This window comes from Paraburkholderia sp. RL18-101-BIB-B (assembly GCF_046026985.1).
Classification (GTDB): Bacteria; Pseudomonadota; Gammaproteobacteria; order Burkholderiales; family Burkholderiaceae; genus Paraburkholderia.
In genome coordinates, this window is sequence record NZ_JARESV010000002.1 from 63343 (window position 1) to 77316 (window position 13974).

A 13974-nucleotide genomic window follows, 5' to 3' on the forward strand; every position below is an offset into this window, starting at 1 on the left:
ACCTTCCTAAGCCGTTTTCGGCCCCGCCACGCGCTTCAGAATCCGCTCGACACCCTCGACATAGGTTGCGGTGCCGAACCGGCTCAGCGCCGTTTGATAGCCGTTCCTGACCAGCCGGTTGCGCAGTTCGTCGTTCGAGCGCAATTCAGCGAGCGCGTCGGCAAGGCCGTGCGCGTCCCCCGGCGTGCACAGCACGCCGTTCTCGTAGTCGTCGATGATCTCCAGCACGCCGCCCGCGCGTGCCGCCACCACCGGCCGCTGCGCCAGCATGCCTTCGACGATCACGCGGCCGAACGGCTCCGGCGTGATCGACGTATGCACGACCGCATCGACCGCGCACATGCAGGCCGCGATATCGTGCTGGAAGCCAAGAAAATGCACACGGCCGCCGAGGTTGTGCGCGGCGACGAACGCGTGCAGTTCGATCTCGTACTGGTCCTCGCCAAAGAGCGGCGCGCCCACTAGCACCGCATGCATCTGCGGGTTGAGCACCATCGCTTCGAGCAGCACGTGCTGCCCCTTCCAGCGTGCGAGGCGGCTGAACGAGCCGACCAGAAACGCATCCTCAGGCAAGCCGAGGCGCTTGCGCAGCGTCGCTTGCGGCACCGGGCGCAAGGCGTCGAACGGCGCGGCGGAAATGCCGTTGAACACCACGTCGATGCGTTTTTCGTCGAACTGCGTGAGCTCGGCGAATGCGCGCGCCGACGCGGCCGAATTGGCGATCACATGCGTGAGGCCCAGACGCGCGCACCATTTGATGATCGCCAGTTGCTTGCCGCCGAAATGCTCGGGGCTCACGATATCGCGCAGATGCCAGACCACCGGGCGCCGCGCCAGCTTGCCTGCGATCGCGCCGATCACCATGGCGCGCTGCGTGTTCGCGTAGATCACGTCGACCTTGCGCGCGCGTTTGGCCGTGGCGCGCACGAGCGACAGCAGGCCCTTGAGCGCCTGGCCCTTCGGCAATGAACCGCCCTGCTTGCGAACATGGCGCAGCGCGCCCGCATCCAGCACGTCGACGGCCACACCCGCTTTGGCGAGCGCGGTGCGGAACGGGCCGTCGTCGAACAGCACGACCTCGATGCGCGAGCGCAACGCCTTGACGATTTCCAGCAGCGACAGTTCGGCGCCGCCGAGCACGCCGCTTTGATCGACGGCCAGAATGCGCGGACCGTTCGCAACGGTTGGCGCTTTATACGGCACGTACGGCGGCAGCGTCGCCGTACGCAACGCCGGCACGGCCGCCCGCACATGCGCGAAGAAGCGCTCGCGGAAATGCGCGGCGGAAAACTGCTCGGCGTTCGCGCGGCAATCCACCGGCGAAAAACGCTTCACGTGGCCGTCGAAACGCTCGACCGCGGCGATGATCGACTCGGCGTTCTGTTCGTCGAAGAACATGCCGGTGGGCCGCGGCTCGGACAGATCGCGTACGGTTTCGAGCGCGCCGCCCTTGCCGTAGGCGATCACCGGCGTGCCGCACGCCTGCGCTTCGACCACCGAAATGCCGAAGTCTTCTTCCGCGGCGAACACGAAGGCCTTGGCGCGGCTCATGCGGTCCTTGAGCACCTTGAACGGCTGGTAGCCCATGATCTCCACGTTCGGCCCCGCTTTCGCGCGGATTTTCTGCATGTCGGGACCGTCGCCGATCACGACGAGCTTGCGCTCCGGCATGCGCGCGAACGCCTCGACGATCAGATCGATCTTCTTGTACGGCACCATGCGCGAGGCAGTCACATAAAAGTCGTCCTTGTCGGTGCAGAGCGCGAAGGCTTCGACATCGACCGGCGGAAAGATCACCTGCGCATCGCGCTGATAGACCTTCTTGATGCGCCGCGCGATGAACTCGGAATTGGCGACGAAACCATCCACCGCATTCGAGGTGCGGATATCCCAGTTGCGCATGTAGTGCAGAATCAGCCGCGCCATGGCCGACTTCGGGCCGCTGGTCAGCTTCGACTGCTTGAGATATTGATGCTGCAAGTCCCACGCATAGCGGATCGGCGAATGCACGTAGCTGATATGCACCTGGTCGGGGCCGGTCAGAATGCCCTTGGCGACCGCGTGGCTGCTCGAAATCACCACGTCGTACGCGGACACGTCGAGCTGTTCGATCGCGAGCGGCATCAACGGCAGATACGAGCGGTACTTGGTGCGCGCGAGCGGCAGCTTCTGGATGAACGAGGTCGTGACGGACTTGCCACGCAGAAAGCTGCGGTCGTCGAGAAAATCGACGAGACTGAACAGATCCGCGTCCGGAAAGCACGCGACGATCTGTTCGAGCACCTTCTCCGCCCCTGCATAGGTGACGAGCCAGTCGTGCACGATCGCAACGCGCACTGTTTTATCGGCGCGCAACGCGGCGCGCCGCGGCGGCGCCTGAACGCCGGGAACGGTGGTGAGTTCGGCCAGTGCGCTGCGCGTCGCGGGTTGCAGCACGGCTTCTTCAAGGACTTCGTGGTTCATGCGCTTTTCCTCGGATTCAGTCGCAACAGCAGTGAACGCGCAAGATCGCGCAAGGCGGGTGTCATCGTGATCGACCAGGCGACATTCGCGCCTACCATCAATACGCCGGCAACAATCGCCATTGCGAGACTCGGCAGGAAGCTGGCGAGCCACAGGCTGGCCAGCAGAAAGGCAAGGTGGGCGAGCATGTCGAGCGCGATCTGCTTCGCGCGAATCGCCGACAGGCGCAGCAGCACGGCGTAGTCGAACAGCGCCCGGCCGGCCACGGCCACCGCCGCGCCGGTCAGGCCGAAATGCGTGATGCCGAACCACAATGCCCCTGCAAACAGGGGCAATTCGAACAAACCGACGCGCGCGGCCGTGGCCGGATTGACCTGCGACTGGATCAGAATCCGCGTGACGTTCGCCTGGCCGACGAGCCACACGGCGACGATCATGATGCGGCCCACCGGCGCCGCCACGGTGGCGATCTCGTTGCCGACCCACAGGTGCAGGAACGGTTCGAGCACCAGCATCGCGACCAGCGCGACGGGTGTGAACACGCCGTTGAGAAATTCGAGCGACTGCTGGGTGATGGTGTCGGCGTCGGCGCGTCCGACTGCGGAGAGCCTTGGAAACAGCGTGCGCACCAGCGCCGTCGGCACGATGTTCAGACGCGTCACGAGGTTTTGCGGCACCGTGTAATACGTGACGAAACGCGCGCCGAGACTCGTGCCAAGCATCACGCGATCGAGCGAGTCGGCGATCATGGTGGTGACGCTCGCAATCAGCATCCAGCCACCGAAATTGAAAAGCCCCTTCGCCACGCCGAATTGCGGCGGCAGAATGCGGCGGATCTCCAGCACTTTCACCGCGGAGCGGCCCAGCAGCAGCGCGGCCACGATCCGCGCGAACACCGCCGCGGCCAGCACGTTCTGCAAGGTCGCGCCCATCCACAGCGCGGCGCCGAGCGGCAGCAACTGAAACAGAAACGTGCCGATGGTCTGATTGGTGTTATAGACGCCGAAGCGTTCCGCGCCGTTGATCGCGCCCGCGAACACCCACGACACGTTGGCGATCGGAATCGCCACCGCGAGCCACGGCAGCGCCATATACACCTCGTGCTGCAGCTCTGGCGACACCTTGGTGAAATACGCGGTGTAGAGAAACGCGCCGAAATAGATGATCAATCCGCCGATCACGCCGGTCGCGAGATTGAGCCACGTTGCGCTCCAGAACACGCGCGCGCTCTCGTCCTTGTCGCCGCTTGCGCGCGCCTTCGAGATGTGATTCTGCGCGGCCATGCTCATGCCGAGATCGAGAATCCCGAAGTAGCCGATCAGCGTCCACACGAGGCTGATCACGCCGTAGCGCTCGACGCCGAGCAGCTTGATATACGACGGCACGGTCACGAGCGAGACGAAAGTCGGCAACACCAGCCCGAAAAAGTTGATCGCTACGTTCTTGAGAATGCCTTTGTCCATCGGATGCCTTGAGTTGACTGCATTACCTGGGATGGCTGATTACCTGCGAAGCGCTGTGCGCCGTCACGGTTTCCAGCGGTACATCATCACTTTGCCGCGCGCGTCTTCCTCGACGAACACGAGGTACTCGCCGTTGGTGCGCTTCGCGGCGCTGATGCCGTTCGGCACATCGACCCAGCCCGACGCGCCGCCCACTTCCGGGCCCGGCCGGATCACGCCGATCTCCTTGCCGCTCTCCTTGTCCCACACGTGCACCGCGCCAACCGGCTCGACGCCGAAAATGTATTGGCCTTCGACCGTGAGGCCGATGATGGTGGCGATGGGTTTGCTCTGCGTCTGCCACGGCAGCGTGATCGCATAGCGCTGCACCGGATTGCCGCTAGACCATTTGTCGTAGCGCACCAGCACGCGGCCCACTTCTTTCCAGAAGCCGCGATCGACCGGCGTGTCGGGCGTGTAGCCCGTTACGTACATCGTGTCGGTGTCGGGGTCGTAGATCGCACGATGCAATTCCGTGAACGGTTGCGGCACCGGGTACTGCGTCATGTTCGAATACGAGTAGACCGGATTGCCCTTCGCATCCAGCCCACCGAAGCGGAAGCGATAGATGCCCTTGGTATCGCGCGTGCGCCAGATGTCGCCGGCGGTGTCGACCCACCAGCCCCAGCCGCCCGCGAGTTTCGTGCCGCTCGTATTGAGCGTGAATTCGTCGGTGTTGAACTTGCCGTCGCCGTTCGCATCGCGCCAGATCCAGTCGCCGCCCGGCGGCGCATTCGGCACCTTGGCCACCGCGCGCTCGCGTCCCGCGATAAAGCCGGAAGGAATCGCCGTTTCGCCGTCGTGCTGCGGGTCGAAGCGATAGATCTTCAGATGGTCCGCGTACATGTCCGTGAGATACAGGAAAGTGCGGCCCTTCAGTTTGCGGGCGATCGGCAGACCCGGATACTGATCGGTGTGAAACACCGGATCGTCCGGATACCTGAAGCGGTTCGACAGAAAGCCCGCGTATTCCCAGTCCTGTCCCGCGGGCTTCGACAGATCGAGTTCGAAGCGCTTATTACCCGTATAGACGCTGTCTGGCCGCGACGGATCGATCCACGCGCTGTCGACGAACAGCAGCCCCTGCACCTGCCAGTTCTGCTTGCCGTCGGGCGCATAGCTTTCGAGCGTCGCTCCGAGACCCGCGCCGATCGGCTCGTAACGCGGACCAATCCCGTTGGTCGACACGTACACGTTGCCGCGCGCATCCACGCCCACGCCGGTCAGGCCGTTGAAACGCTGCGGGCCCGGCTTGCCGGCGACGCCGCTGAAAATGCCGCCGCGCTCGCCGAGCGAACCCGACTCGGCATAACGGCCGTTGTTCTTGCTGAAATACAGCACCTGCTGACGCGGACCGTTATCCGCGATCAGGATGCGGCCTTGTGCATCGACCGCGATATCCACCGCGATCGTTCCGGCAGGCAGCGTGAAGTTTTCGTCGATGCGTTTGCCCGCGGCCGTGTAGTGCTCGACATGCGGCTCACGGTCGTTGCGCGTGCCGCTCAACACCCACAGCGTGCCGTCCGGCGCCAGCGCGAGTCGGCCCGGCTCATGCACGCTCCAGGTGGTTTTCTGCTGCATCGATTCCGCGTCGTACACCTCGATACGATCGCGCGCGGTGTTCGCGGCAAACAACGTGGTGTCGTTCGCCGCGAGGCCGCCGATCTCGGCGCTCGTGCCGGTCGGCACTTCGTTCATCATCAGGAAGCCGGCCGCCAGTTGCGCGTGCGGGTCGGCGCTTTTCGCGGCGGGCTGGAACGGCGCGGCGCGTTTCGGATCGGCGATCTGCCGGCGCGAGATGCCGAACCATTGCTTGCCCTTTTCGGGCCACACGCCCTGCTCGACGAGGCGCCCCTTCTCGTTGCCGACCGCGATCGCAACGAACGCGTACTTGCGATTCACCGCGACCGCGTTGCCGCCGCCGTTGCCCCAGCCATGCGTGCCGCCCGCGAAGCCGAGCATCTTGCCGTTCTGATAGACGCTCGCTTCAGCGCCGCTTTCGTCCCACGGCGCGTTCGTATAGACCTTGCCGTCCGGCGCCACCGCAATCGCGGTGATGTTGATCTGCGCCCAGGTGCCGTCGCCGAAACCGAAGGTATTGCCGATCCACGACGTTTTCGCGTTCAACGCGGTTTCCGCATGAGCCGTGAAACTGGCCGATCCCGCAGCCAGTCCGACGGCACACGCAAAGACAGCGAGCCAGCTTTTGAACGTGAAACGGGGCAAAGGTATTTCCTCCAATCAGTGCCGCGCGCGGGCAATAAGGCTCGCGCGGAAAGACAACTCAATGAAATGACGCTACGAATCGCGGCCGATCTCGTGATGCAAACCGCTAGAAGCCGTGCAAGGACATGAGACAGATTCGTGCGGAACGGGGCACGGGCCGAGCGTCGTCGACGGGACGGCCGCCGCAAGTCCGGGGGCCCGGCAGCAAGCAAAGCCCGCAGCCCACGCGCCGTCCTTGGCCACCCAATCCGCACGGCTCACATTACGCGGAAAAAACACCGCGACGAAATTCGAAAATAATTCAAAAATATTCGACGCCTTAAGCGTTGTGAAAGAAAACCATTAAAAATGGATTAAAACGAAATCAAGTACGGCGCACATCCGCACGCTCCCCTCGGCACCCATCCTTACCGATGCGCAGCAGCGCGATCCGCACTTATTACATATCCCGTCATCCGTTCGACACAAGCATAAAAATCCATTGCGAATGGATAACGAAACACCCTGTTGCAATCTGATTCATTTATCCAATTCATTCCCGTTTTTTCACGATTTTATTTTCCCTAGAATCGATTGCACTTCCGTTGCGATGCGAAGCGAGCGCGCCTGTTCCCCGAACCCTCGCGCGATCCTTCGCCCGGCCCATCTGCTTCACACCATGGACGGTTCATGACTGCCAGCGCACTGCCCTTAGCGCCTTCCCACTCCCGCCGCATCGTGCAGCTCGACGGCTTGCGCGCCATCGCCGTGCTTGCCGTGTTCGCGCAGCACGCGTTGAAAGCGCCGCTGTGGATGGGCGTCGATCTGTTTTTTGTTTTGAGCGGCTTTCTGATTACCGGCATCCTGCTCGAGCGCAAGGCTCGTCAGCAGTCGTATTTCGGCTATTTCTACGCACGCCGCGCGCGCCGCATCCTGCCGCCGTACGTGCTGCTGATGGTGGTGTCGTCGATTCTGTTCGGCCTCGGCTGGGCGCAGCACTGGCAGTGGTACGCGTTCTTCGCGACCAATATCGGCGACGCGCTCAATCAGAGCGGTCACGACAGTCTGAACGTGCTGTGGTCGCTCGCCGTCGAAGAGCAGTTCTACATTGTCTGGCCGTTCGTGATCCTGCTCGTGCCCGAGCGCGTGCTCGGCTACGTGGCCGCCGCGTTGATCCTGCTGGTGCCCGTGCTGCGCGCGGTGGCCACGCCCTGGTTCGATTCGTTCTGGCCGATCTATTACCTGACGCCGTTCCGCATGGACCTGCTCGCAGCCGGCGCGCTACTCGCGGTGGCCGTGCGGCGTGACCGTAACGCGCTCGAGCCTTACAAAGGCGTCGCCGTGCTGGGATTGGTCGCGGCGCTGGCGGTACTCGCGTGGCTGCATCTGCACTTTCCCCGGTTTCGCGCGGCCAATACGCCGCTCTCGAACGCCGGGCTCTACAGCGTTTCGTTGGTGCTTTGTACTTCCGTCGTGGTCATCGCCCTGCAAAGCAAGGGCATCGTCAAACGGCTGCTGTGCAATCCCGTGCTGGTTTATATCGGCACCATCAGCTACACGATTTATCTGATTCACCTGAGCGTGCTGTACGCGCTGTGGCCGCTGCATCTAAACCGCTTCGTGACCGCCGCGCTCGCGCTAGCGATCACGCTCGTCTACGCCACCGTCACGTGGTTCGCGTTCGAGAAGCGCCTGATTTTCGGCTCGGCGGGCAACGCGCATGCGCCGACGCAGGCCGCCAATGGCGGCGGCGTCAGCACCGCGCCGCAAGCGCCGCAAAGCCGCGCATGAAGTGGATGAAGCGCCGTGCACGGCTCGCTGCAAGCGCATGCGCCGCGGCATCGCTCATCGCATCCGCCGCGTTCGCCGCGGCGCCGGGCCCGCGATCGCAAGTGCTGATCGAGGCCTACGGCGACTCGACGACGCTCGGCATTACCTGCAGCGGCGGCCATTGCGGTCCGCAGGCGCAGAACGCCGTGGCGTACCTGCAGGATGAATTGCAGGCGCGGCACGGCGAACGGGTGCTGGTCACGAACTACGGCGTGGGCAACACGATGGCGACGCAGCTGCGCGACGGCACGGGCATTCGCCGCGCCGGCCCGACGGCCGGGTTGCCGTGGCGGGAACGGCTCGCCGCCTCGCCCGCGCAGATCGTGCTGATCAACTACGGCATCAACGAAGTGATGCAGAACCAGACGCCGGAGCAGTTCTACACAGCCGAAACGACGCTCGTGAAAACCGCTCGCGCGCTCGGCAAGCAGCCGGTTCTGCAGACCGCGAACCCGATGCCCGACAACCGGCTCAACGCGCGGCTCGCGACGATGGTCGCCATGACGCGCCGCGTGGCCGCCGAGCAGCAGATCCCGCTCGTCGACCAGTTCGCCTACATCAGCAGTCTGCCGGACTGGAAGACGCTGATGTCCGACGGCGCGCATCCCAAGCCGGATTTGTACCGGCTGAAGGCCGAACAGGATTTTCAGGTCGTCGAACCGTTGGTGCGGCGGCTGTTGGACGGCACGCCCTGAAACGCTTTTTCAAGTGCGTTTCGTGCATTGGGTGCATTGGGTGCTTTTTGATGCTTGCGAAACGTGCTTCTGAGATGCGCTTCCGAGTGTGCCGATGAAATGCGCCCTAGCCGGCGCGACTGCTTTTTCTTTTTCTCTTTTAACAATCTCGAAGGCAAGCTATGAGCCAACCACGCAAAGCGATCATCACCGGCGTATCCGGACAGGACGGCGCCTATCTGACCAAACTGCTGCTCGACAAGGGCTATATCGTGACCGGCACTTACCGGCGCACGAGTTCCGTCAATTTCTGGCGCATGCGTGAGCTCGGCGTGCTCGATCATCCGAATCTGCGTCTGGTCGAACACGATCTGACCGACCTCGGCTCGACGCTGCGCCTGCTCGAAGGCGCGCAAGCCGATGAGCTGTACAACCTCGCCGCGCAAAGCTTCGTGGGCGTCTCGTTCGACCAGCCGGTGACCACCGCCGAAGTGACCGGCATCGGCGCATTGAATCTGCTGGAAGGCATCCGTATCCTGAATCCGAAGATGCGCTACTACCAGGCGTCGACGTCGGAAATGTTCGGCCTCGTGCAGGCCGTTCCGCAACGCGAGGACACGCCCTTCTATCCGCGCAGCCCGTATGGCGTCGCCAAGCTGTTCGCGCACTGGTCGACCATCAACTATCGCGAGTCGTATGGCCTCTTTGCGAGCAGCGGGATTCTGTTCAATCACGAATCGCCGCTGCGTGGCCGCGAATTCGTCACCCGCAAGATCACCGACACCGTCGCCAAGATCAAGCTCGGCAAGCAGGACGTGCTCGAGCTTGGCAACCTGAGCGCCAAGCGCGACTGGGGCTTCGCGCTCGAATACGTGGAAGGCATGTGGCGCATGCTGCAAGCCGACGAACCGGACACCTTCGTGCTCGCCACCGGCCGCACCGAAACAGTCCGAGATTTCGTGCGTATGGCGTTTTCGGCAGCGGGCTATCAGCTCGAATGGTCGGGCAAGGAAGAGCGCGAATCCGGTATCGACGTCGCCACCGGCAAGACGCTGGTGCGCGTGAATCCGAAGTTCTATCGCCCGGCCGAAGTGGACCTGCTGATCGGCTGCGCCGACAAGGCTCACGAAAAACTCGGCTGGAAGCCGGAAACCACGCTGGAGCAGTTGTGCCACATGATGGTTCATGCGGATCTCGGACGCAACGAGCATCACGAGACGTTCTGATCCCCAACGAAGATGCGCGGCCACGGTCGCGTATCTTCCATGCAAAAAAAGACGCGGAGCCTGATCCTGATGATCGAGGCTCCGCGTCTTTTTTATTTCATCGTGCCACGAGCGTAGTTCACGTCTGGCTCAGTGCACCCCACGCGCCGCAATCGCCTCGCTATACACCGAAGCCACCCGCTTCGCGATCACCGAGTTATCGAAGTTCTCGCGCGCATAGCGGCGGCATGCATCGGCATCGGGCAATTTCAGCGTGCCGTTGAGCGCGCCTGCGAGTCCATCCGCGATGGCTTTCGCGCCCGTCTCCGGCAGCACCAGATTCGGCGACAAACCCGCCACCGCCTCAGGCAAGCCGCCCACGGGCGTGACCAGTACCGGCGTACCCGAGGCCAGCGACTCGACGGTGATGAGGCCAAAGCCTTCCAGCGCCACCGTCGGCACGACGCTGATATTCGCCGCGCGGTACAGCGCCGCCAGATGCTGGTCGGGCACGAAACCCAGCAGCTTCACGTTGTCCTCCAGACCCGCCTCGGTGATGCGCGCCTGCAGTTCGCCCTCGAGCCGCCCTTTGCCGGCGATCAGCAGCAACACATCGGGCGAGCTGCGCTTGAGCAGCTTCACCGCATCGATCAGATCCTCGAGACCCATGCGGCGCACCAGACGCCGCACCGCCAGCACGATCGGCCGGTCTTGCGGCAATTGCAGCTTCAGACGCGCCTCGGCGGGCGAGATCGGCAGATTGAACTGCTCGACATCGACGCACCCGGGCACCACGCGCACACGGTCCGGCGCGATGCGATAGCGCGAGGTCAGAATCTTGCCGAACGCCTCGGACAGCACGATCAGCCGCGACGAGCGCGCATAGACCGATTGTTCCAGATAGCGCTTGGCGCGCTGGCCGAGCGAATCGGCGCCTTCCACGTGACTCTCGTCGGCCCACGGCCCCTGAAAGTGCGAGACCTGCGGTATGCCGCGCGTCACGTCGAGACCCGGAAAGGTATAGAGCGCGAAGTGCGAGGAAATCACGTCGGGACGCGAGGTGCTGATTTCCTGACGCAGCGCGCGGCGCGCCGCCATCAGCCGCAAAGGCAGCGATTGCGCGGCGGAGCCGAAGCCGTTGATCGCGCCGCCGGTGTCGGCGGCCACTTTGGGCGAGCCGGCCACTACGCCGCGCACCGCGACGCCCGCGCCAGGCAACGCGCCGACCAGCGAGTAGTACATGCGGTCGAGGCCGCCCGCGCGCTCGGGGAACCAGTGCATCCCGATCTGCAGCGATTTGATAGAACTCGTCGTCATGGTTGTGACCCCTGTGCGTTTTGAGAGTTGTGATGGTTGAGCGATGAACGTGCCAGCCGGGTTAATGAACCCCGCAACGTCATTCCGCGCTCTTCTGGCCGGCCAGCGTGTTCAGCGTCAACGCGTCGGTCTTGGCGACCGCTGCCGCTTCCGCCTCGCTTTGCCGGCGATGCTTCTGCTGTCCCGCGAGTTGGCGATACAGCGCGATGTATTGCGCGGCCATGCGCGCCCAGCCGAAGCCGGTCGCGAGTTCGTTGGCGGCGACGCCCATCGCGCGGCGCTCGACGTGGTTGTCGGCGAGACGTGCGACCGCGCGGGCCAGCGCCTTGGGATCGTCCGGATCGTCGAGCACGATGCCGCATTCCGGCGTGATGATTTCAGCGCCGCCCGCGGTGCGCGCCGTGACCACCGGCAAGCCCGCCGCCATCGCTTCGAGCAGCGACAGGCTCATCGCTTCATAGCGCGACGGAAACACGAAGGCGTCGACCGAATGCATCAGCACCGGCATCTCCTTCACGAGACCGAGAAAATGCACGCGATGCGCAATGCCGAGCGCCTTCGCCTCTTCCGGATACGGACTGCCCGGCAGGAAGCCCGCCACCGCCATCTGCACGTGCTCGGGCAGATACTTGAGCGCGGCGAGCACGGTGCCGAGGTTCTTGCGCGGTGTGCGCAGGTCGCCCACGAACAGCAGCAAAAACGCGTCCTTCGGCAGGCCGAATTTCTCGCGGTCGCCCGTAGCCGCGGCGAAGCCTTGCGTATCCACGCCGTTGTAGATGACATCGACACGGTTATCGGGCGTGAGACCGATAGCGTGAATCTCGTCGGCGACCTTTTGCGACACGGCCGTGATCACCTTCGAACGCCGGTAGGCCCAGCGTTCGAGCAGCGCATTGCAGCGCGTATAGACCGACTGATAGGCGGACCACACGCCCTTGGTGAGCCCGAACGGATAGTACTTGCTGCCGAACCAGCCGCTATGCACGAAGTGCGAGGTGTTGACGTCGGCGGGCATCCACGTGATGAAGCCGTTCACGTGCAGCACGTCGTATTCGCGGCGATGCGCGCGCAGCCACATCGCGCTCTTGAACGCGAACACCTGCTGGCGCAGCAGATTGGTCGGCCACCAGCGGCCGATTTTCATCGGCACCCAGCGGACGTTCGGATGCGCGAGCAGATCCGGCGCGACGTGCGAGGCGACCAGCGTGACGCCGATGTTCTCGTCGAGGGCCGCGCGCGCGATCTCGTGGTTGACGCGCCCCTGGCCGTCGTTATGGCGCACAACGTGCGTGACAATGGCGACTCTCAATCAGTGCCTCCGTGGAGAAATAGCGTGCGTCTGCGGTTTATCTTTTCGTAATGAACCGCGGAAAGGATCGAAAAAACACCCATGAAAAGCAGCAGTCCGCCCGTGCCGACCAGCGAATTGGTGAACACCAGCATCGCGAAGGTCGCGAGGCTCAGGCTCATGCAGGCGGACACGAATTTGTCGTTGCGCAGCTTGAACGACGCGAGCACCGCGCGCGTCACGAGCCAGATGATTCCGGACATATAGAGCAGCGTGCCGGGCCAGCCGAGCACGAACGGAATGTTCATCACGCCGCTGTCGAAGTTGCCGTACTGGCCGAGCTGGCCGCCGTCGTTCGAGAGCTTGGTGGAGGTGCCGGTGGCGCCCATGCCTTCGCCCGACACGTCGGTGAAGGCCGTTTTAGCGAAGGTCGCGTAGAACTCGTTACGGGCGGCGTAGCTCTGGTCGTCGTTCAGGTTGACGATAGTCGTGAGACGCGCCTGCATCCGTTCCGCCACCGGACCGACCGCCAGCAGCGGCACGCACAGCCCCGCCAACAGCACCGCGCTGGCGACGATGCGCACCCGCACCTTGTTGTTCGATTTGACGAGCTGAATCAGCAACGCGATGACCCAGCCGCCCCACGTCGAGCGCACGAGGCTCAGCGCGAATGCGAAAAAACCCAGCGCCGCCGCGACCCAGCGCACCCGGTGCGTGGCCGCCATGACGAACACCATCGCGCCCATCATCGCGAAGGCGAACGGTCCCGACGAGTTCATCGTGCTGAACACGCGCACGCCCATCGGCACCGGGTCGCCTTGCGAGTTCATCTGCGAGCCGAGCATCCACAGCGCGTCCCACTGCGGCATGATGAAGAACTGCACCAGACCGTAGCCGCCCATCACCAGCATGCCCCAGATGAACGTGTTGACGATGGTGTCGCGGTACTGCGGATACTGGCGCGTGTTCGCCATGATGTGAAAGCCGATCAGGATCGGATACAGCCAGTTCGCCAGGTCGTAAGTGGCCGCGAGCGGCCCGCTCGACATCACGCCCACGAGGAACGCATAGATGAGCCCGAGCAGGATCAGCAGCACCGGCAGGCCGCGCCGTTGCGCCAGCAGTTTGTAGTAGCGCAGGAGCGACAGCGCGCTGATCATCGTGACCGCGAGCGGCGCGACCTGGATCAGGCTGGTCGGCGTGAACGAACCCTTGGACCAGTCGGCCAGACGCCGCACTTCCGGGCTCAGGAACCACAGCCACCACATGAAGCCGATATAGCGCGCCGGGCTCTTGAAATAGAGCCACAGGCCCGTGAGGATCGCGAGCATCGGAAACGCGAGCGTGAGCACCGTGCCCTGATGCGCGCCGATCAGCAGCGTCGTGACGAACCACAGCAAAGCCTCCGGCAGCCATTCCTTGCGGCCGCGGGACGGCGCCCGTCCGGTGCCGTTCACGCTATCGGCGCTTCGCGCAATCGTCGACATCGT

9 protein-coding genes are annotated in these 13974 nt (G+C 63.8%); 3 read left to right on the plus strand and 6 right to left on the minus strand.

Translation table 11 applies throughout. The annotated features are described in order from the left end of the window. Positions 1-6 precede the first annotated feature (6 nt). From P0D73_RS03290 to P0D73_RS03300, 3 genes are all read right to left on the minus strand, one after another. Positions 7-2463 (minus strand): glycosyltransferase family 4 protein, encoded by a 2457-nt coding sequence (locus P0D73_RS03290; protein WP_408175417.1) that lies wholly within the window; start codon positions 2461-2463, stop codon positions 7-9. Next, positions 2460-3926: a flippase gene (locus P0D73_RS03295; protein WP_132374642.1), complete on the minus strand. Its 1467-nt coding sequence runs from the start codon at positions 3924-3926 to the stop codon at positions 2460-2462. Before P0D73_RS03295 ends, P0D73_RS03290 begins: the two co-directional genes overlap by 4 nt. Before the next feature lie 63 nt (positions 3927-3989). Further along, a complete protein-coding gene (locus P0D73_RS03300) occupies positions 3990-6191 on the minus strand; it encodes an NHL repeat-containing protein (protein ID WP_408429720.1) in 2202 nt (733 codons plus the stop codon). A gap of 669 nt (positions 6192-6860) precedes the next feature. Between P0D73_RS03300 and P0D73_RS03305 the strand changes: the two genes are divergently transcribed. From P0D73_RS03305 to gmd, 3 genes are all read left to right on the plus strand, one after another. Continuing rightward, the gene (locus P0D73_RS03305; protein ID WP_408175420.1) at positions 6861-7961 is read left to right on the plus strand and encodes an acyltransferase family protein; all 1101 of its coding nucleotides are present in this window, start codon (positions 6861-6863) and stop codon (positions 7959-7961) included. A 5-nt stretch (positions 7962-7966) separates the two neighbouring features. Beyond that, positions 7967-8695, plus strand: coding sequence for an SGNH/GDSL hydrolase family protein (locus P0D73_RS03310; RefSeq protein ID WP_408175786.1), 729 nt, complete (start codon positions 7967-7969; stop codon positions 8693-8695). A 161-nt stretch (positions 8696-8856) separates the two neighbouring features. Then, the gene (gmd, locus tag P0D73_RS03315; RefSeq protein WP_408175421.1) at positions 8857-9900 is read left to right on the plus strand and encodes a GDP-mannose 4,6-dehydratase; all 1044 of its coding nucleotides are present in this window, start codon (positions 8857-8859) and stop codon (positions 9898-9900) included. Positions 9901-10029: 129 nt separating this feature from the next. On the opposite strand, the gene P0D73_RS03320 is transcribed toward gmd, so the two are convergent. The 3 genes from P0D73_RS03320 to P0D73_RS03330 form a co-directional block, all read right to left on the minus strand. Next, on the minus strand, positions 10030-11196 hold the full coding sequence (locus P0D73_RS03320; protein WP_408175422.1) for a glycosyltransferase family 4 protein: 1167 nt from the start codon (positions 11194-11196) through the stop codon (positions 10030-10032). A 79-nt stretch (positions 11197-11275) separates the two neighbouring features. Next, positions 11276-12505, minus strand: coding sequence for a glycosyltransferase family 4 protein (locus P0D73_RS03325; RefSeq protein ID WP_408175424.1), 1230 nt, complete (start codon positions 12503-12505; stop codon positions 11276-11278). Beyond that, a complete protein-coding gene (locus P0D73_RS03330; protein ID WP_132374647.1) occupies positions 12502-13971 on the minus strand; it encodes a glucose-6-phosphate isomerase in 1470 nt (489 codons plus the stop codon). The genes P0D73_RS03325 and P0D73_RS03330 overlap by 4 nt, the downstream gene beginning before the upstream one ends. Positions 13972-13974: the final 3 nt, after the last annotated feature.